This is a genomic window from Pectobacterium carotovorum, from assembly GCF_033898505.1.
GTDB lineage: Bacteria > Pseudomonadota > Gammaproteobacteria > Enterobacterales > Enterobacteriaceae > Pectobacterium > Pectobacterium carotovorum_J.
Map to the genome: position 1 here is coordinate 2665365 of NZ_JAXAFK010000001.1, position 20327 is coordinate 2685691.

Annotated in this window: 10 protein-coding genes; 3 read left to right on the plus strand and 7 right to left on the minus strand. The window is 54.0% G+C overall.

Going from position 1 to position 20327, the window contains the following annotated elements; all coding sequences use genetic code 11:
• Window positions 1-32: 32 nt before the first annotated feature.
• Together R9X49_RS11960 and purL are read right to left on the minus strand one after the other, a co-directional pair.
• Entirely contained in the window at window positions 33-1469 is a 1437-nt protein-coding gene (locus tag R9X49_RS11960) for a HAMP domain-containing sensor histidine kinase (RefSeq protein ID WP_319848543.1), read from the minus strand.
• A gap of 699 nt (window positions 1470-2168) precedes the next feature.
• Window positions 2169-6056 (minus strand): phosphoribosylformylglycinamidine synthase, encoded by a 3888-nt coding sequence (gene purL / locus R9X49_RS11965; RefSeq protein ID WP_319848544.1) that lies wholly within the window; start codon window positions 6054-6056, stop codon window positions 2169-2171.
• 216 nt (window positions 6057-6272) lie between these two features.
• Between purL and mltF the strand changes: the two genes are divergently transcribed.
• A complete protein-coding gene (gene mltF, locus R9X49_RS11970; RefSeq protein WP_319848545.1) occupies window positions 6273-7781 on the plus strand; it encodes a membrane-bound lytic murein transglycosylase MltF in 1509 nt (502 codons plus the stop codon).
• A gap of 152 nt (window positions 7782-7933) precedes the next feature.
• Here mltF and tadA read toward each other — a convergent pair whose 3' ends face one another.
• From tadA to murQ, 3 genes are all read right to left on the minus strand, one after another.
• The gene (gene tadA, locus R9X49_RS11975) at window positions 7934-8449 is read right to left on the minus strand and encodes a tRNA adenosine(34) deaminase TadA (protein ID WP_319848546.1); all 516 of its coding nucleotides are present in this window, start codon (window positions 8447-8449) and stop codon (window positions 7934-7936) included.
• Window positions 8450-8532: 83 nt separating this feature from the next.
• A complete protein-coding gene (gene yfhb / locus R9X49_RS11980) occupies window positions 8533-9171 on the minus strand; it encodes a phosphatidylglycerophosphatase C (RefSeq protein WP_319848547.1) in 639 nt (212 codons plus the stop codon).
• Between the two features lie 48 nt (window positions 9172-9219).
• Window positions 9220-10146 carry an N-acetylmuramic acid 6-phosphate etherase gene (murQ, locus tag R9X49_RS11985; RefSeq protein ID WP_319848548.1) on the minus strand — a complete coding sequence of 309 codons (927 nt, stop codon included), beginning with the start codon at window positions 10144-10146 and terminating at the stop codon, window positions 9220-9222.
• Window positions 10147-10437: 291 nt separating this feature from the next.
• Here murQ and lapG point away from each other — a divergent pair, with 291 nt between their 5' ends.
• Both lapG and lapD read left to right on the plus strand, forming a co-directional pair.
• On the plus strand, window positions 10438-11127 hold the full coding sequence (gene lapG / locus R9X49_RS11990) for a cysteine protease LapG (protein WP_319848549.1): 690 nt from the start codon (window positions 10438-10440) through the stop codon (window positions 11125-11127).
• A gap of 9 nt (window positions 11128-11136) precedes the next feature.
• Window positions 11137-13089: a cyclic di-GMP receptor LapD gene (gene lapD / locus R9X49_RS11995; RefSeq protein WP_319848550.1), complete on the plus strand. Its 1953-nt coding sequence runs from the start codon at window positions 11137-11139 to the stop codon at window positions 13087-13089.
• Window positions 13090-13207: 118 nt separating this feature from the next.
• On the opposite strand, the gene R9X49_RS12000 is transcribed toward lapD, so the two are convergent.
• Window positions 13208-13552 carry a hypothetical protein gene (locus R9X49_RS12000; RefSeq protein WP_010301178.1) on the minus strand — a complete coding sequence of 115 codons (345 nt, stop codon included), beginning with the start codon at window positions 13550-13552 and terminating at the stop codon, window positions 13208-13210.
• Window positions 13553-13611: 59 nt separating this feature from the next.
• Window positions 13612-20327, minus strand: a 6716-nt coding sequence (locus R9X49_RS12005; protein WP_319848551.1) for an Ig-like domain-containing protein, incomplete at its 5' end; no start/stop codon positions are given.

Below are 20327 nucleotides of genomic sequence, written 5' to 3' on the forward strand. Positions count from 1 at the left end.
CTATTCATTCTCGGGCTTTATTCATTATCGGACTATTCGTTATCGGGCAATAAGGGCAGTTCAATGCGGAAACACACATCAGCATAGTCCACGGTAATCAGGCTAAGCTCACCACGCATACGACGAATGCAATCACGCGCAATGCTCAGCCCCAACCCGCTTCCTTTAACCGCACCGCGGCGCTGGTGGCTTCCCTGATAAAAAGGCTCAAAAATCATGCTCCGTTCTGCATCGGGAATAGGCGTACCATTGTTGGCGACATCGATCTGAACGCGATTGCCAATCTGACGGCTATAAATCCAAATGTTACCGGATTCCTTACCGTAGTGCACCGCATTGGAATAGAGATTATCAATCACTCGCATCAACAACGTCGTCTCCGCCCAGCAATGCCCAACGGCCAGCGTCACATCGGTATGAATCATTTTGGCGCGGGCGGGTAGGCTGTGGGACGACACGACAATATCGACGATCTCTTCGATTTCAACACGCTCCAACTCGGTCGGCGTATCCGCCAGTTTGCGATTGTAGTCCAGCAGTTGATCGATCAGCTGTAGCAGGTGGCGGCTGCTGCTATCGAGAATAGCGACGACCTCTTTCTGGTCGGCAGTCAGTGGGCCAACCACCTCATCGGCCAGCAGTTCAGTACCTTCCCGCAGGCTCGCCAGCGGCGTCTTGAGTTCATGAGAAATATGGCGTAAGAATTCATGTCGCTGCGACTCCAGCCACGACAGACGCTCGCTTAGCCAGATAATACGCTGCGCCAGCGTCCGGATCTCCCGCGGGCCTTTGAAGGTGCTGGTGTTCCCCAGCGATCGACCTTCACCAAGGCGGTTGATCATCCGCTCTACGCCATTAACCGGACCGATAATCATCCGTGTAAAGAGAACCACCAGCAGCACGCTGACCAGAAACAAGAGCAGCGCCTGCCAGCCAAAGAACTGGCCGCGTTCGGAAATAGCCTGCTGGAGCTGTTGCCCGCGAGAGAAAACAACGTCACGCGTCACCTGCACCATCTGTCCGTTGGCGCGAGAGAACCCTTCCAACAGACTCGATGCGGTTTGTTCCGGGCCGCTGTTATGGCAGCGAATTTCACTGAGCTGAGTAAGAAGCTGACGCAGCGTCTGGTAATAGCGGGGATCGGGCAGCACCTGCGCGTGGGAGTCCAGCATTTGCGAATACTGTTTACGCTGGTTCTGGTAGAGCGTTGCCAGCGTTTGATCGTCCAGTACGCAGTACTGCCGGTAGCTACGCTCCATTGCCAGCGCCACGCTGGTCATCGACTCACTGCGGCGGGCATCCGCCAACGTTGTCCGGTTGATATCGGCAGCCTGTTCGCTCAGCATGTTCAGGCTTTGGTATGCCTGATAGGCCAGCACCAACAGCGGCAGCAGCACCAACAAGAACGCCATAATTACTAATTGCCGCAGGGAACGCGGGAATAAACGCCATCGTTTCAAAGAAATCATCTCGTTACCTATCGAATCCGCATTGATGCTAACCGAGTCTTATAAAAGTTCAACGTTTTCCCTTGTGACATGCGCAACGCTTCGCAATACGGCATGAATGCCAATGTAACGTCGTAAAAAGCAATCAAGGGGGATTGGATTCTCTGGAGGAGAGGTGACGGGGAGTAAAACGTCACGCGGCCAGAAGAATCGCTCCCTCTGGCCGCGTAACTGAATAGGCGGTGCCTCACTCAACGTGTCGCCCGATGCTTGATAACGTTCGTTTTCACGCCCGATTATCGGTCTGGTGGACGATAGGCACCCTTTCTTTTGGCATCATTCCAGATGTTATGAGCGAAAATATTTGCCAGTCAGCAACGCAATCATAACCAGTTGAATGAGCAACACGAGTTACCTTGCACTTACCATGCCAACACCAAAAAAATAAATCTAATATACTGATTATAAATAACTTTTATTTTATTTTTCATCGAGAAATTCATTACCCGGAATGCCAATAACGAAAATACGCGCGAAAGAAGCGATTTATGTCGCTAAAAGCAGACAGCTTTATAACAACGCCATGCCACTCATATAAATCAATTAGTTAAATGTCACCAATTAGAGACAATAAAAAACCTGTTCGTCGCAAAAAAACGACAAACGAAGAAAATGGTCGTAAAAAAGGGGCCGAAGCCCCTTTCTCTGACGGATGTTAACTTAGCCCAGCTGTCTGCGAGCATTGCGGAACATACGCATCCACGGACCATCCTCGCCCCACTCTTCCGGATGCCAGGAGTTACTGACGGTACGGAACACACGCTCAGGGTGCGGCATCATGACGGTTGCCCGACCGCTGGTGCTGGTGACCGCCGTAATACCGTTTGGTGAACCATTCGGGTTAGCCGGATAGTTCTCGGTTACCTGACCGTAGTGGTTGATATAACGCAGCGCTACCAGACCGTGTTCTTCAATCGCCGCCAAATGCGCGCCGTCACGGACTTCAACCTGACCTTCACCGTGTGAAACGGCAATTGGCATGCGCGAACCAGCCATGTCATTCATGAACAGCGACGGGCTTTTCTCCACTTCGACCAGACTGAAGCGTGCTTCAAAGCGATCGGATTTATTGCGAACAAAACGCGGCCAGAGGTCAGCACCTGGAATCAGTTCACGCAGGTTAGACATCATCTGGCACCCGTTACATACGCCTAGTGCCAGCGTATGCGGACGCAGGAAGAATTCCGCGAATTCATCACGCACGCGAGAGTTGAACAGAATGGATTTAGCCCAGCCTTCTCCCGCCCCCAGCACGTCACCGTAAGAGAAGCCACCGCAGGCAACCAGCGCCTGGAAATCCTGCAAATTACGGCGATTCGCCAGCAGGTCGCTCATGTGGATGTCAATGGCATCAAAGCCAGCGCGGTGGAATGCCGCCGCCATTTCTACATGAGAGTTCACACCCTGCTCACGCAGGACAGCCACTTTAGGGCGGACATTCTTAGCGATATAAGGTGCAGCAATATCTTCCTGTGGATTGAAGGTCAGCGACACGTTCAAACCGGGATCGTTATCATCCTGTCTGGCGATATGTTCCTGATCGGCACACTGCGGGTTATCACGCAGGCGCTGCATCTGCCAGCTGGTTTCTGCCCACCAGCGACGCAGCGTTGAACGGCTTTCCTGATAGACCGCTTCTGCACCCTTATTGATGGTGAAACGCGTTCCTTCTTCAGCGTGACCGAGGTAATGCACGCAGTCCGCCAAACCATGCAGCGCCAGAACGGCTTCCACTTCGGCACGGCGTGCAGCAGGAATCTGAATAACAGCACCAAGCTCTTCGTTAAACAGCGTCGCCAGCGTATCTTCGCCCTGAGAGGCGATATCGACAGTCACACCGCAGTGGCCAGCAAACGCCATCTCTGCCAGCGTAACCAGCAGGCCGCCGTCTGAACGGTCGTGGTAGGCCAGAAGCGCTTTATCCGCAACCAATTGCTGCATGGCATTAAAGAAGCCAGCCAGTTGTTCTGGACTATGCACATCTGCCGTCTTACGGCCCAACTGACGATAAACCTGCGCCAGCGCCGTTGCGCCCAGCGCTTTATTGCCTGCACCCAGATCGATCAACAACAGGGCATTATCCTGTCCGATACGCAGCTGTGGCGTTACCGTATTACGCACGTCTTCCACACGGGCAAACGCAGAGATCACCAGCGACATCGGCGAGGTTACTGCACGATCTTCGCCCTCTTCCTGCCAGCGGGTTTTCATCGACATGGAATCTTTACCCACCGGGATCGTCAGGCCCAGCGCTGGACAAAGCTCTTCCCCCACGGCTTTCACCGCTTCATACAGTCCGGCATCTTCACCTGGGTGTCCCGCTGCCGCCATCCAGTTCGCAGACAGCTTCACACGAGTAAGCGGACCAATGTGCGTAGCCGCAATGTTCGTCAGCGCTTCACCTACGGCCAAACGCGCGGAGGCCGCGAAGTTACGCAGCGCCACTGGGCCACGTTCACCGATAGACATTGCCTCGCCGTAATAGCTGTCAAGGCTGGCGGTAGTCACCGCACAGTCAGCCACCGGTACCTGCCACGGGCCAACCATCTGATCGCGCGCTACCATGCCGGTAACAGAGCGGTCGCCGATCGTGATCAGGAAGGTTTTTTCTGCCACCACAGGCAAGTGCAGCACGCGCTCAACCGCTTCGGCCAGATAGATTTCATCGCGCTGTAGCGGTGTGCCTTCAACCTGCTTGCGCTCAACGTCACGCAGCATTTTCGGCGTTTTACCCAGCAACACATCCAGCGGCAAATCGATAGGTTTGTTGTTAAAGTGACGATCGTTCATCGTCAGATGCAGTTCTTCCGTCGCCTCGCCAATCACCGCATAAGGTGCGCGTTCACGACGGCAAATTTCATCAAACTGTGCCAGCTGTTCTGGCGCAACGGCCAGAACATAGCGCTCCTGCGATTCATTACACCAGACTTCCAGCGGGCTCATGCCCGGCTCGTCGTTCAGAATATCGCGCAGCTCAAAGCGACCACCGCGGCCACCGTCGCTCACCAGCTCCGGCATCGCGTTGGACAAGCCACCCGCACCGACATCGTGAATGAACAGGATCGGGTTGGCTTCACCCAATTGCCAGCAGCGATCGATCACTTCCTGACAGCGGCGCTCCATTTCCGGGTTATCGCGCTGTACAGAAGCAAAATCCAGATCCGCATCAGACTGACCCGATGCCATAGAAGAAGCTGCACCGCCGCCAAGACCGATATTCATGGACGGTCCGCCCAGTACAATCAGCTTGGCACCGACGCTAATTTCACCTTTCTTGACGTGATCGGCGCGGATGTTGCCAATACCGCCCGCCAGCATGATTGGTTTGTGGTAGCCGCGCAGTTCTGTGCCATTGTGGCTATCGACGCGTTCTTCATAAGTACGGAAATAACCCGTCAGTGCAGGACGTCCAAATTCGTTGTTAAATGCCGCGCCGCCCAATGGGCCTTCGGTCATGATATCCAGCGCGCTGACAATACGCTCTGGCTTGCCGAACTCTTCCTCTTCCCACGGCTGAATAAAGCCAGGAATACGCAGGTTCGATACGGAGAAGCCCACCAGCCCCGCTTTCGGCTTGGAGCCACGGCCTGTTGCGCCTTCATCACGAATTTCACCGCCGGATCCTGTTGCTGCGCCCGGCCATGGCGAAATCGCGGTTGGGTGGTTATGCGTTTCAACCTTCATCAGGATATGCGCATCTTCCTGGTGGTAAGCATATTGCCCGTTGGCATCGGTGTAGAAACGGCCGACAGCAGAGCCTTCCATGACGGCGGCGTTATCTTTATAGGCAGAGAGAACGTGATCGGGCGTGTGTTCAAAGGTGTTTTTAATCATTTTGAACAGTGACTTCGGCTGAGCGACGCCGTCGATCACCCAATCAGCGTTAAAAATCTTGTGGCGACAGTGTTCAGAGTTCGCCTGCGCGAACATATACAGTTCGATATCGTTAGGATTGCGGCCCAATTTGGTGAAGGCTTCCAGCAGATAATCAATTTCATCTTCCGCCAATGCCAGTCCCAGACGGACGTTCGCTTCTTCCAGCGCCTGACGCCCTTGCAGCAGAATTTCGATGCGTTTGAAAGGTGCAGGCTGATGATGGGAGAACAGCGCTTCGGCCTGTTTCAGGTCGCTAAATACGCTTTCCATCATCCGGTCATGCAGCAATGCCCCCAGTTGCTGCCACTGCTCATCACTCAGCGTAGGTGCATGAATATAGAAAGCCAGACCGCGTTCCAGACGCAGTACTTTGCTTAATCCACAGTTATGGGCGATATCCGTTGCTTTGGAAGACCACGGTGAAATCGTGCCAGGACGCGGCGTGACCAGTAACAGATGGCCTTGCGGCTCGTGCTCCGCGAGAGAAGGACCATACTTCAGCAAACGTGTCAGTTTGGCCTGTTCATCGGTGTTCAGCGGGGCGCTGACATCGGCGAAATGTACGTATTCAGCATAGATATCGCTAACCGGCAAAACGTGCTCTTTGCAGCGGACCAGCAATTTATTAATACGAAAAGCCGATAAAGCAGGTGAACCACGCAGTATTTCCATAATCTAAAGTTCTCTCGTCTTCGATGCACTGGCTGCGATGCAGCCATTGGGCACAACAGGGGGGAAACGCGCACATTATAGAGAATCCTTCCCCTGGACGAAACCGTTTGCGTGGCGATAATTTCATATCGCATCGGGAGAATGATTAATCGGTGACCAAATCAATAAAAGTTGCACACTGGCGGTTTGTTAAGCAAAATGCCCCCACTCTGGGAAATGACGTATAAAAAAACTGCCGTTACAGACAGACAGGCCACACGGCCGCCGAGAGATAACTATTTGAAGCCTTTAAAATTAAATTATTTTTTCATCGGGATTATCACGTTACTGCTGGCGTTAGCGCTATGGCCTAGCATTCCCTGGCGCAGCAGCCAGGATGTTCAGCTCAGGCAGATCCTCTCACGCGGTGAGTTGCGTATTAGCACCGTCAATTCACCGCTGACTTATGCAATGAGCAACGGATCCCCGACAGGTCTGGATTATGAACTGGCAAAACGTTTCGCCGATTACCTCGGCGTCAAGCTGGTGGTCTCGTCACGTAAGAACCTTGACGAACTGTTTGACGATCTGGACGGTGACGATGCAGACCTGCTGGCTGCCGGACTGATTTATAATCATGAACGTCTGGAACGCTTCCGTGCCGGCCCAACCTACTATTCCATTTCACAACAGATGGTCTACCGCCTTGGATCGCCTCGTCCGAAAACGCTGGACAAGCTGCAAGGCAGGCTCGTCGTTACATCCGGTTCCGCGCACGCGGCGACCCTGCGCGATCTAAAAGCAGAGAAATACCCGCAGCTCAGTTGGGAATCCGCCTCTGACCAGAGCACGCAGGAGTTACTGAAGCAGGTTGCCGACGGCAAGCTGGACTACACGCTGGGTGATTCGGTTACCATTGGCTTGATGCAGCGTATTCATCCGCAGCTCGCCGTCGCCTTCGATCTCAGCGACGAAGAACCCGTCACCTGGTATATGCGTCGTTCGCACGATGACAGCCTGTCTGCCGCGCTGCTGGATTTCTTCAGCCAAATTGTCGAAGACGGCACGCTTGCGCGTCTGGAAGAGAAATATCTTGGTCACGTTGGCGAGTTTGACTATGTCGATACCACCACGTTCCTGAGTGCAATTGATGACACGCTGCCGGATCTGCGCCCGCTGTTTGAAAAATACGCCACCGATATCGACTGGAAGCTCCTGGCCGCCATCTCCTATCAGGAGTCACACTGGAACCCGCTGGCGACCTCTCCTACTGGCGTGCGCGGGCTGATGATGCTCACGCGCAATACCGCAGAAAGCCTGAACGTCACCGATCGGGTCGACCCCGAGCAAAGTATTCGCGGCGGCGCGCAATATATGTCGCATATGATGCAGAAAATGCCGGACACCATCCCGGAAGATGAAAAAATCTGGTTTGCGCTGGCGTCCTACAACATGGGGTACGCCCATCTGCTTGACGCGCGTAAATTGACTGAAAAACAGAAAGGTAACCCCGACAGCTGGGTCGATGTGAAAATGCGCCTGCCGATGCTGAGCCAAAAGCGCTACTACACTCAAACCACCTACGGCTACGCGCGCGGACATGAAGCCTATAACTACGTGGAAAACATTCGGCGTTATATGGTGAGTCTGGAAGGTTACCTGATAGAAAAAGAAGCGAAAGCGCAGCAGCAGACCCAGATCGCACAAGGCTATCCGGCCGTGCCTGTCAGCAAGGTACCGGAATAAGACTACATAGAGAAAGCAAAAACGCTGCGATTCCTGGACTCGTGCTGGTCACGTCAGCCTCATTTTAGGAGAGACACGGGATGAGGTTCCCGCAGGGACACCTCGCCCCGTGGTAGCTCCGTGTATCTCGGTTCTAAAAGATCGGCGTTACGCTATTCCTGCGCGGCGTTTTTCTCGTTTTTTTCTGCCGCCCGACGGGCTTTATGCTGTTCACGGCGCAGGCGAAAGAAGGCGCTGAGCGTGGCAGAACATTCATCAGCCAGAATACCGGATTCAATCATAATCTGATGATTCATGCCGGGGTGGCGCAGAATATCCACCAGCGACCCCGCCGCCCCCGTTTTCTCATCTGACGCACCGTAAACCAGACGGCCAATCCGGCTGTGTATCATCGCACCTGCGCACATAATGCAGGGTTCCAGCGTGACATACAGCGTTGTGTCCAGCAGGCGATAGTTCTGCAACACTTTCCCCCCCTGCCGCAGCGCCATAATCTCAGCGTGCGCGGTAGGATCGTGATGCCCTATCGGCCGATTCCACCCTTCGCCGATCGCTTCGTTATCCAGCACCAGCACCGCGCCAACCGGCACTTCGCCTTCATCCTGAGCGCGCTGAGCCAGCGTTAATGCATGGCGCATCCAGTATTCATCGTTACTCACGTTACTCACATTTCCTCATTCAACAATTCACATTTTGGCGGCGCATTATATCTATATGAAGAGATGAAAAATCAGATGAAAGGATGAAAAAATCATTCGAGCTGTTGCAGGCTACCTTCGGGGGTGACGCGCCAGCGGTGTTCGCAGAAATAGAGCAGCGGATTGTCTTGTTTGCTATCGCTGTAGCCGCTGTAAAGTTTAAGCGGCGCGCCCAGCCGCTGTTCCATCTGAACGACTTTTTCATGCCCCAGACAGCGCAACGTCAATACCCAACCGCCGTAGCGACGCGTAATCTGGCTCCCCATCAGGCGCACGCCGGGTAGGAAAGGTGAATCGTAATAGACCTGTTCCACCAGCCGCTGCGGCGATCCGGTCACTAGCCAGACCTGCGCATCGCTGTCTTCAAGATAGGTTTTCAGCCGCTGCTGAACCTGCGGAAACGGGATGACATCATCGCGAAACTCGCAGACAAACTGCTTTTCCAACTGAACCAGCTCATCTTCATCACGCCCAAACGTAATCGCCCACAGCAGCCAGCTCATCGGCCGCCGCGCCGCGCGACCGCGAATCAATAATCCCAGACCAATAATAGGTAATAGCGGGATAACCAGAACCAGATTTAACGGCAACCGGCGAAGTAAAAAGCGCAAAAAGCTGCCAAACATGTCCTGCTGATGCAACGTGCCATCCAGATCAAAAAAAACAATGCGTTGCTCTCGCTTATCACTCAAAACGTTTCTCCCGATTTACCTCAAGATAGAACCGACACCAAAATAATCTTATCCGTCAATCAGCGCCTCACGCAGATAACCGTTGTGCTGTTTCAGGCGCTCACGCGCCGCTTCCACATCAATATTCGCCAGAAGCATCAGAATCGCAGGCTTCACTTCATTATCCGCCTGCACCAGCGCCTGCCGCGCCCTTTCCCGCTCGGCCCCCGTCGCTTCAACAACAATGCGGCAAGCCCGGTCCAACAGTTTCACGTTGGTTGCCTTCACATCAACCATCAAATTCTGGTACACCTTCCCCAGCTTAACCATTACGCCGGTAGAAATCATATTCAGGATGAGTTTTTGCGCGGTTCCTGATTTCAGCCGCGTCGAGCCCGTTAACGCTTCCGGGCCAACCACCGGAGAAATCGCCACCTGTGCCTCCTGTGCGATAGGCGAATGTGGATTGCAGGAAATCGCCGCCGTCCGGCAACCTACGCCACGCGCATAGCGCAGCGCGCCAATCACATACGGCGTCCGCCCTGATGCCGCAAGGCCAATCACCATATCCGCAGCGGTTAAATCCAGCGCTTTCAAATCCGCTTCACCGAGTGCGGGATCGTCTTCCGCACCTTCAACCGCTTTCAGCAGCGCGCCCGGTCCACCCGCGATCAGGCCAATAACCAGCCCGTGCGGTACGCCAAACGTCGGCGGACATTCCGAGGCATCCAGCACGCCCAAACGGCCGCTGGTCCCCGCACCCAGATAGATTAGCCGCCCACCTTCTTTCAGTGATGCCGTCGCCAGATCGACAGCCTCGGCAATGGCGGGCAAAACCTGCGCAATCGCTTCAGGCACTTTCCGGTCTTCCTGATTAAACGCATGCATCATCTCCAGCGTAGAGAGCTGATCCAAGGCCATCGTTGCCGGATTTCTTGTTTCGGAAACCAGCTTCCCTAAATTAAGATTCTCGCCATCCATCACATCTGAACGCATTCCGCTACCCCATGCTTTGTGTCAGCGTTTTACACGCTCATGACAAACAACCATTGTCACCACTATACCCGTCATACTTCAAGTTGCATGTGCGTTGGCTGCATTCAAATACTCGGCCCGTCGTGGCATCGCCCTAAAGGGCTAACGCTTCGCGTTGTTCAAAACGTTAACGTGTTGTCCTGAAACTCGAATTATTTAGGGTATATATGCTTTTGGGAGCTTTGAAAGTACGCTATTCTGCATCGAATTCACTCTCCATATTTATCTCGCAAGGTAAACAGAGAAACCTCAGTGCGGCTCCCCGGGTTCAGACTCTCCAGTTACAAGCTCTTCTTTATTAGCTGTCTGCTGTTTCTGCTGGCGGGTTCCCTACGTGCAGACTGGGATTTTATTACCATTAATCAGCGAACCGAGCAGCTTTATGGCCCGGCAACGCCCGATGCTCGCCGCCGAATAGATGAATGGCAGACGCTACTGGTCAATTCCCGTAATAAAGAGGAAAAGGCGCTGCTGAGCAGCGTGAACCAATTCTTCAATGACCGTATGCTGTTTCGCGATGATATCGTCGTCTGGAATCAGGAAGATTATTGGGCAACCCCGATTGAGGCACTGCGTAAAGGTGCTGGGGACTGTGAAGATTATGCGCTCGCCAAGTATTTTACGCTGCGCCATTTAGGCGTCCCGGCGGATAAATTGCGTATTACCTATGTTAAAGCCCTGCGTCTGAATAAGGCGCATATGGTGGTTACCTATTATCCCACGCCCACCTCAATTCCACTGGTGTTGGATAATCTGACTGACAAGATCCAACCGGCGACAGAGCGCAATGATTTAGTTCCGGTGTACGCCTTTAATGGCGGTGGGCTCTGGCTGCCCGGAGCCAGCGGCAGCAACAAACGCGTAGGTGACAGTAAACGACTTTCACGCTGGCAGGATGTATTAACCAAAATGCGTGCCGAAGGGTTTTCAATTGAGGAGTAAGGGTAGGCTATGTCTCTATACAAACAATTACTGATAGCCATCTGCCTGTTTGTGCTAATTATTTTCAGCGGGAGCTTTTTCGTCAGCCTGGAAAATTCGCGTGAACAGTACAATAACCAGCTTCACTCTCACGCGCAGGATGCCGCCACCGCGCTTGGGCTTTCCCTTACGCCGAATATCGATGACCCTGCAATGGTGGAACTGATGGTCAGCTCGATTTTCGACAGCGGCTATTTTTCCAGTATTCGCGTGCGAGATTTAAAAACCGGCAACGTCACGCTGGAGCGTACCGCTTCGCCGGATATCCCTGACGTACCGGCCTGGTTTGTCCGGTTAGTGAACCTGCAACCCGGTGCAGGCGAAGCCATCGTGATGCGCGGCTGGGAACAGGCGGCAAAAGTTGAAGTCATCAGCCACCCGATGTTCGCGGTGACCCGCCTGTGGCGCAGTAGTACAGCATCTTTCCTGTGGCTGCTCGGCTGTGGCACGCTGGGCGTGTTTATCGGCGCGCTGTTCCTGCGCCGCCAGCTACGTCCGCTCGATTATATCGTCGATCAGTCGCTGGCGATTACCCGCCGTGAATTCCTTAGCCAGCCGGATTTACCCAATACGCCGGAATTCCGTCGCGTCGCACAGGCGATGAATCTGATGGTCAGCAAGCTCAAGACGCTGTTTGAAGAAGAGGCAGAACGAAGCGAGCGCTTACGTCAGGAAGCCTATCAGGATCCACAAACCGGATTAAATAATCGGCGCGCGTTTGACATGCAGTTCAACGATAAGCTGGCTGATGAGGAAACGGCACCCGGCTTCCTTATTATGATTCGCGTTCAGGATCTGGCGGGGATGAACCAGAGGCTGGGCGGCCAGCGTACCGATGCGCTGCTAGCCTCTGTCGGGCATATTCTGCGTAACACGCAAAAGCAGCATACCAATGCGGAAAGTCTTCTGGCACGTATCCGTGGGGGGGAATTTGCGCTGTTCTGCCCGGGGCTGGTCGATAAAGAAGCCTATGCGCTGATTGGCGAACTAACGCGTAATATCGAAACGTTGCATCTGACAGGCGAAACCGACGTTTCCCCTGTCGCCCAATTCGGCATGGTGCCTTTCCGCCCCGGCGACACCGCACAATCGCTGTTTATCCAGGGCGATCAGGCGCTCACGAGAGCCGAAAGCAATACCGATACCAGCGCCCCTCACGAGATTCCGTCCGTCAGTGCCGAACAGGTCGAAACCGATCGCCATAGATGGTTTAACCTGCTCGACCCTATCCTTGAACAGGAACGTTTGCAGCTTTTCCTGCAACCCGTCGTAGCGTGTGACGACCCCAGTCAGGTGCTGCATCACAAGGTGCTGGCTCGTATTCAGGATGAACAAGGAAACAGTATCGCCGCGGGCCGTTTCCTGCCGTGGATCCAGCGCTTCGGCTGGGATACGCGTCTGGACCAGACGATGCTGCGCGAAGTGCTGGACTACCTTCGCCAGCACGACGGCAATCTGGCGCTGAGCCTGTCCGGCACTACCGTCCTGAATCTTCATCTGCTCGCCGATCTGCTTGCTCCGCTAAAACATCAGCCGGATGTCGCCAGCCGACTGATTCTGGAGCTGGATGAAAACCAACTGCCAGACAGCGCCAAACTGGAAGCCTTAATCAAGCTATTGAATGAACATGGCTGTGCGCTGGGGCTACAGCATTTTGGCGGGCGCTTTAATATGATCGGCAACTTGTCCCAATGGGGGCTGGCTTATCTGAAAGTCGATGGCAGCTACATCCGTAATATCGATCAGGAAGACGATAAGCAAATGTTTATCGAAGCGTTGTATCGCGCCACCAACAGTATTGCCCTGCCGCTTATCGCCGAACGTGTTGAAACCGCAGGTGAGCTGAAAGTGCTTCAGGAGATGGGATTACAGGGCGCGATGGGACGGTTGCTGGGTGAACCGGTGCCAGCGGTCAGAGTCTGATGCCACCTCGTTTGGGTTAACGGTGTATTAACGACCCCGGCTTCTCGCTACGATATGGAGAAGCCGGAAATACCTGAACAGAACGCTAAGACATTATTTCTTAAAAAACATTATTTCTTCAAAACATGGTCTCTTCGTCGTCACCAATCAGCTTGTTCAATCCGCCATTCAGCGCTTCACGCGCCTGCGCACGGTTGATTAACTTCAGCTGTGCCGCCTGAGGGAAATCGGTAATGCTGACCACACCTTTCTGAATCAACACCTGAATTAAATCCTCCAGCACGCGCACCATTTCCAGATCGCTTTGCCGTAGCTGCTGCAAACTGGACATCGCCGCCTGATGGCTGCGAAACCAGGCCTGCGCCTCGCGTGAATCATCCGGCAACTCGCCATTCATTTCAGGAAAAGGACTCTTTTCTACCTTCATCAAGTGGCCATCACTGTCGCGCTGGATATAAAACATTCTCGGAGACCTTTTAAGTTTTTGATAAAGAAAGGAGCCGGGCAGGCTCCCCCTTTTCGTCAGCTAGACTGTTCTGGCTTGCTGACCAGACTTTCAAGCGACGGCAATGCACCGTTATAGTGTTCCAACGTAATCGACACTGCAACCGTTCCGCCTTTATCCGCCGTAAAGTTCCCCGCCGTGCTAACCTCAATCGTCGGTGAACCATGATTGTCGGTGATACGAATATAGCGACTAATATCGGTTCCTTCCTCCAGTTCGCCCACCAGATCGCTGAGATCAATCCGGTCGCCCTCTTTGGCGTTAAAGTCTTTGATCACATCGTTACCGATATCACCAGCCTGCCACTTAAAGATATCAGCACCCGCGCCGCCGATAAGCGTATCGCCCCCTGGCCCACCGATCAGAATGTCATCTCCCGCACCGCCGTAGAGCAGGTCATTACCTTCTCCGCCGATCAGCGTGTCATTTCCACCCTGACCGAAAAGAATGTCATTCCCCGCTCCACCGTTGAGTGTGTCGTTGCCATCTTTCGCCGACGACAGATCAAACTCCGCGCTGTGCGTGGCAATATAGCTATGCATCTCTTTCGCCGTCGGGACGCCGGTTTGCATACCTAACTGCTTGCCGATGTAGTTCTGCAAAGCGGTGATACCGTTGCCGTCGATATTAGGAAACGACACCACATCGCCGAACAGAATGTCATTCCCCAACCCACCATTCAGTTGGTCATTGCCTGCATGTATTGACTCACTGCTGCCCAGAATCGCTTTATTAAGGTTAGCAGGGTCAATATGATCCTGAACCACGCCGTCGGTGTCATAGCGCTTCAGCGTATCGCCATTTAAATCAGCCCCAATACCGATCGCTTCAATGGTCGACTGCTTCTTCAGCAAACTGAAAGCCTGAGCCGCATTGGTGTTGCTGACATCGCGGTTGCCTGAATTATCAACCCAGTACCAGTTGCCGCGGTAGTCCTGCGCCCAGTAGCTGCTGTTATTACCCACGCCGCCCAAAGAGGAGATTTCATACGTTCCGTCCCCCTGCGCGTGTACTTGTCCAATCACTGTACCCGTGACTTGATTGCTCTTATCACTCCACGCATATTGATAGACGTTCCCTTTGCTATCAATCACTTCACGTACCGCACCGCGAACATCCATAGAGTAGGACTGCCCTGGCTTGTAGGCGAAGCTATCGATATTCAGCGTTTGGTTCCAGTCACTCACTTTCACGACATCGGCTTCATTCTTCTGATAGAACGTTGGCTCACCGTCGGTAATGAAATACGTCAGGTTATTACCCACATTCTTTTTCACCACATCGCTTTGAAACCAGTTAGCCGTCGTCTTGAACACGTCTTCATAGTTGGTTCCACCGCCTTTCTCCGATCCGCCAACCATTGAATTCAATACGGCAGTCAGCTTATTCAGGGCGCTGGCGTCGTTCAGATTCACAGAAATGGTTTTCCCCACCTGCGTATCAAAGTCAGCCAGAAAAACGTTTACCGTACCGGAATTCACGCCGCTAGCACTATTGATCAGGCTTTTGAACACGTTGCTCAACGATGTACGCGTATTCTCGATATCCGTTGACGACATACTGCCGGATGAATCGACCATAAAGGCAATGTTGTAATTCTTGCCTTCTATGATCTGCAAACCGGAAACATCCGCGACCATCACATCGTGGCTATGCGTGCCGGACATGTTGTCATCGCCTATCGTACCGACGCTCATCCCATACTGCTCAACGCCTCCGGCAGAGTAGCCTGTCGCCGTATCATGGTTGGCAATTTCTGTCGATGTCGCCTGCGCCACTACGTTGAATTTGCCCGCATCGACTGGCACTTCGAGCGTAATCTTGCCAGCCAGCGTCTGGGCATTGCTGGCGTTCTTGATGAGATACGATCCATCGTCACCAACGGTATACTTCACGTTGTTAATGTGGTCGGTCAGCACCGTTCCTTTTGGGATCCCCGTGAGCGTAATCCCTGACAGGGTTTCACTGCCGTCGCGATCGGTCAAGGCTGCCGAGACATCAAGCGTATGCGTCTGTGTGCCTGCCTGGCCGGGCACTTTTTCCACCGTCGCACTATTGGTGCCCGGGGTGTATGTCGTACCGTCGCTATAGATCACGCCTTCAATATTGTTGCTAACCTGCGAGGTAAACGAGCCTGACTTGCCGCTGCCATCGGTATAGTTAACTTTCAGTCCGTCCAGCGTGTTAACCGACGTATCCTGATTGTTGTTCGTACTATAGGTTGCGTTATAGGTGTAACCCGTCTCTTTCATAACGAACACGTAGTCAGAATGCGCGCTGCTGCCGTTATTCGTCCGGTTACCGTTAAACGAATCCAGATCGCGATGATCCTTACGATCGGCCGGCCAGTCACTCTGTCGATAGAAATACCCACTGTTGGAATGCACAACGAAGATATCGCTGTAGCTGCCATCGCCGCTGGTATTACCCTGACTGTAGTACGCTACCTTGCCATTGCCGACCACCGTAGGTACCGGATCCCCCTCGGTCAGCCAAACGCGGACACCGTTGCCTACGGCAACAATTTTCCCATTTTGTACGTCGAAGCCGCCGTTGGCACTACCGCCATTGACCTTAATAATTTCCGAAGAGGTCGGCGTTGTCGCGCCACTGGTGATGCTCAGGCTCACTACTGGCGCATCGGCTACTGGCGTTATGCCAATGTGCAGCGCGGCTTTATCGCCGGTGTTACCCGCGACATCAACGGGCCGATAACCAATATCACCCAGCGATGCGCCAGAGAGATTGCCCACTGGCGTAAAGCGCAGATCGGTGTTGCCAGCAGTAAAGGTTTGCCCAACCGTGACCGCTTTCCAACTCCCGCTATCGTTAAAATAGAGTGTACCCGCGCTGGCTGGCGGTAAAGACGAAATCACGATGCTTGTGGTATCGCTCGATACGCCCAGATCGCTCCAGCCAATATGGAGCGGCGTGTCTTCCATGCCAGAAACCGTATTGTCGTGTGCAGCTGGCGGCGTAATATCCATGATCGCCTGGCTGTTATCATGTGCCTGATTGCCTGCCGCATCGGTCGCCGTCGCGCCAGCGGTAATCTTGCCTTCCGCTAACGTACTCAGATCGACATTCGCCTGCCATTTACCATTCGTCACAGGCACGTCATGCAGCGTAACCGACTTACCATTCACATCGGTAAAGACCAGATTGACCGTCTTCTCGTTGCTGGTACCGCTGATTACCGTATTTTTCGACTCACTCTGGCTGACATACCCATCGTTACCGGCGAAATTCGTAATATCAATTTCTGGTGCGATCGTGTCGACACCGTAGGCATGATGGGTATTCGCCGTGGTGACGTTGCCTGCCGCATCGCGCGTGGTGACGGTAGCGCTCACATCACTGTTGGCAGCCAGCACTGAACCGGGAACGTTGACACTCCAGGTTTTGCCATCCGCATTCACCGTCGTCTGGTAGGTCTCGGTCCCGACTTTCACCGTAACCGCATCGCCGGCTTTCACGTCGTTATCGACTTTACCCGTCACTGCAATGGTCTGCCCGGATTCGGCCGCATTGATGACGTTATCCGACGTCACATCGTCGATAGTAATCGAGGCGGTTGGCGCAACGGTGTCTACACCGTAGGCATGAGTAGTATCGGCGGTAGTGACGTTGCCTGCTGGATCGCGTGTGGTGACCGTCGCGGAGATATCGCCATTGGCTGCCAGTACGGCGCCCGGCACATTCACGCTCCAGGTTTTACCATCCGCATTCACCGTCGTCTGATAAGTCTCGGTGCCGACTTTTACCGTAACCGCATCGCCCGCTTTGACGTCGTTATCGACTTTACCGGTGACGGCTATGGTCTGGCCGGACTCACTGGCGTTAATCACGTTATCGCTGGTGACGTTATCGATAGTAATCGACGCGATTGGTGCAACGGTGTCTACACCGTAAGCGTGGCTGGTGTTGGCTGTGGTGACATTGCCTGCCGCATCGCGCGTGGTGACGGTAGCACTCACATCACTATTGGCCGCCAGTACCGACCCCGGAACATTCACGCTCCAGGTTTTGCCATCCGCATTGACGGTCGTCTGGTAGGTCTCGGTGCCGACTTTTACCGTAACCGCATCACCGGCTTTCACGTCGTTATCGACTTTACCCGTCACGGCTATCGTCTGCCCGGATTCAGCCGCGTTAATCACGTTATCGCTGGTGACACTGTCGATAGTAATCGATGCAGTTGGTGCAACCGTGTCTACACCATAGGCATGAGTCGTATCGGCGATAGTGACGTTACCTGCTGGATCGCGCGTCGTCACCGTGGCGGAGATATCACCATTGGCAGCTAATACCGAACCGGGAACATTGACGCTCCAGGTTTTACCATCGGCATTCACCGTGGTCTGGTAGGTCTCGGTACCGACTTTCACCGTAACCGCATCGCCCGCTTTCACGTCATTATCGACTTTACCGGTCACCGCAATGGTCTGGCCGGACTCGGCCGCATTGATGACGTTATCGGATGTGACATCGTCGATAGCGATCGACGCCACAGGCGCAACGGTGTCTACACCGTAAGCGTGGCTGGTGTTGGCCGTCGTAACGTTGCCCGCGGCATCACGTGTAGTGACCGTGGCATTGATATCACCGTTGGCGGCCAGTACGGAACCGGGAACGTTCACGCTCCAGGTTTTGCCGTCCGCATTCACCGTGGTCTGATAAGTCTCGGTGCCGACTTTTACCGTAACCGCATCGCCCGCTTTCACGTCGTTATCGACTTTACCCGTCACGGCTATCGTCTGGCCGGATTCAGCCGCATTGATGACGTTATCGGACGTGACGTTATCGATAGTAATCGATGCGGTTGGTGCGACGGTGTCTACACCGTAGGCATGAGTAGTATTGGCGGTAGTGACATTGCCTGCGTTATCACGCGTGGTGACCGTCGCGCTCACATCACTGTTGGTGGCTAACACCGAACCGGGAACATTCACGCTCCAGGTTTTACCGTCGGCATTGACGGTGGTCTGGTAGGTCTCGGTCCCGACTTTCACCGTAACCGCATCACCCGCTTTCACGTCGTTATCGACCTTACCGGTGACAGCAATGGTCTGCCCGGATTCGGCGGCATTGATGACGTTATCGGACGTGACGTTATCGATAGTAATCGATGCCGTTGGCGCAACCGTATCGACACCGTAAGCGTGGCTGGCATTCACAGTCGTGACGTTGCCTGCCGCATCGCGCGTGGTCACCGTCGCAGAGATGTCACTATTGGTGGCTAAGACTGAACCGGGAACGTTGACGCTCCAGGTCTTGCCGTCCGCATTGACGATGGTCTGGTAGGTCTCGGTGCCCACTTTAACGGTAACTGCATCCCCGGCTTTCACGTCGTTATCGACTTTACCGGTGACGGCTATGGTCTGCCCGGACTCGGTCGCGTTAATCACGTTATCGCTGGTGACATTGTCGATAGATATCGATGCCACAGGCGCAACGGTGTCTACACCGTAGGCATGAGTAGTATCGGCTGTAGTGACGTTGCCTGCCGCATCGCGCGTGGTGACCGTCGCACTCACATCGCCATTGGCGGCCAGTACCGACCCCGGTACGTTGACACTCCAGGTTTTGCCGTCGGCATTCACGGTGGTCTGGTAGGTCTCGGTCCCGATTTTAACGGTAACCGCATCGCCGGCTTTCACATCGTTATCGACTTTACCGGTGACCGCAATGGTCTGGCCGGATTCACTGGCATTGATGACGTTATCGCTGGTGACATTGTCGATAGAAATCGATGCCGTTGGCGCAACGGTGTTTACACCGTAGGCATGAGTCGTATCGGCGGTCGTGACATTGCCTGCCGCATCGCGCGTGGTGACCGTCGCACTCACATCGCCATTGGCGACCAGTACCGACCCCGGCACATTGACGCTCCAGGTTTTGCCATCGGCATTCACCGTCGTCTGGTAGGTCTCGGTACCGACTTTCACCGTAACCGCATCACCGGCTTTCACATCGTTATCGACTTTACCGGTGACGGCTATGGTCTGGCCGGATTCAGCCGCATTGATGACGTTATCGGACGTGACGTTATCGATAGATATCGATGCCGTTGGCGCAACCGTATCCACGCCATAAGCATGAGTCGTGTTAGCGGTGGTGACATTACCTGCGGTATCACGCGTGGTGACCGTCGCGCTCACATCCCCATTCGCTGCCAGCACTGAACCGGGAACGTTGACGCTCCAGGTTTTGCCATCGGCATTCACTGTCGTCTGGTAGGTCTCGGTACCGACTTTCACCGTAACCGCATCGCCCGCTTTGACGTCGTTATCGACTTTACCCGTCACCGCAATGGTCTGACCGGATTCAGCCGCGTTGATGACGTTATCCGACGTCACATCATCGATAGTAATCGACGCCACAGGCGCAACGGTGTCTACACCGTAGGCATGGGTAGTATCGGCAGTGGTGACATTGCCTGCTGCATCGCGCGTCGTCACCGTCGCGGAGATATCACCGTTGGCGGCTAAGACTGAACCGGGAACATTCACACTCCAGGTTTTGCCATCCGCATTCACCGTCGTCTGGTAGGTCTCGGTACCGACCTTAACGGTCACCGCATCACCCGCTTTCACGTCGTTATCAACTTTACCCGTCACCGCAATGGTCTGACCGGATTCAGCCGCGTTGATGACGTTATCCGACGTCACATCATCGATAGTAATCGACGCCACAGGCGCAACGGTGTCTACACCGTAGGCATGGGTAGTAT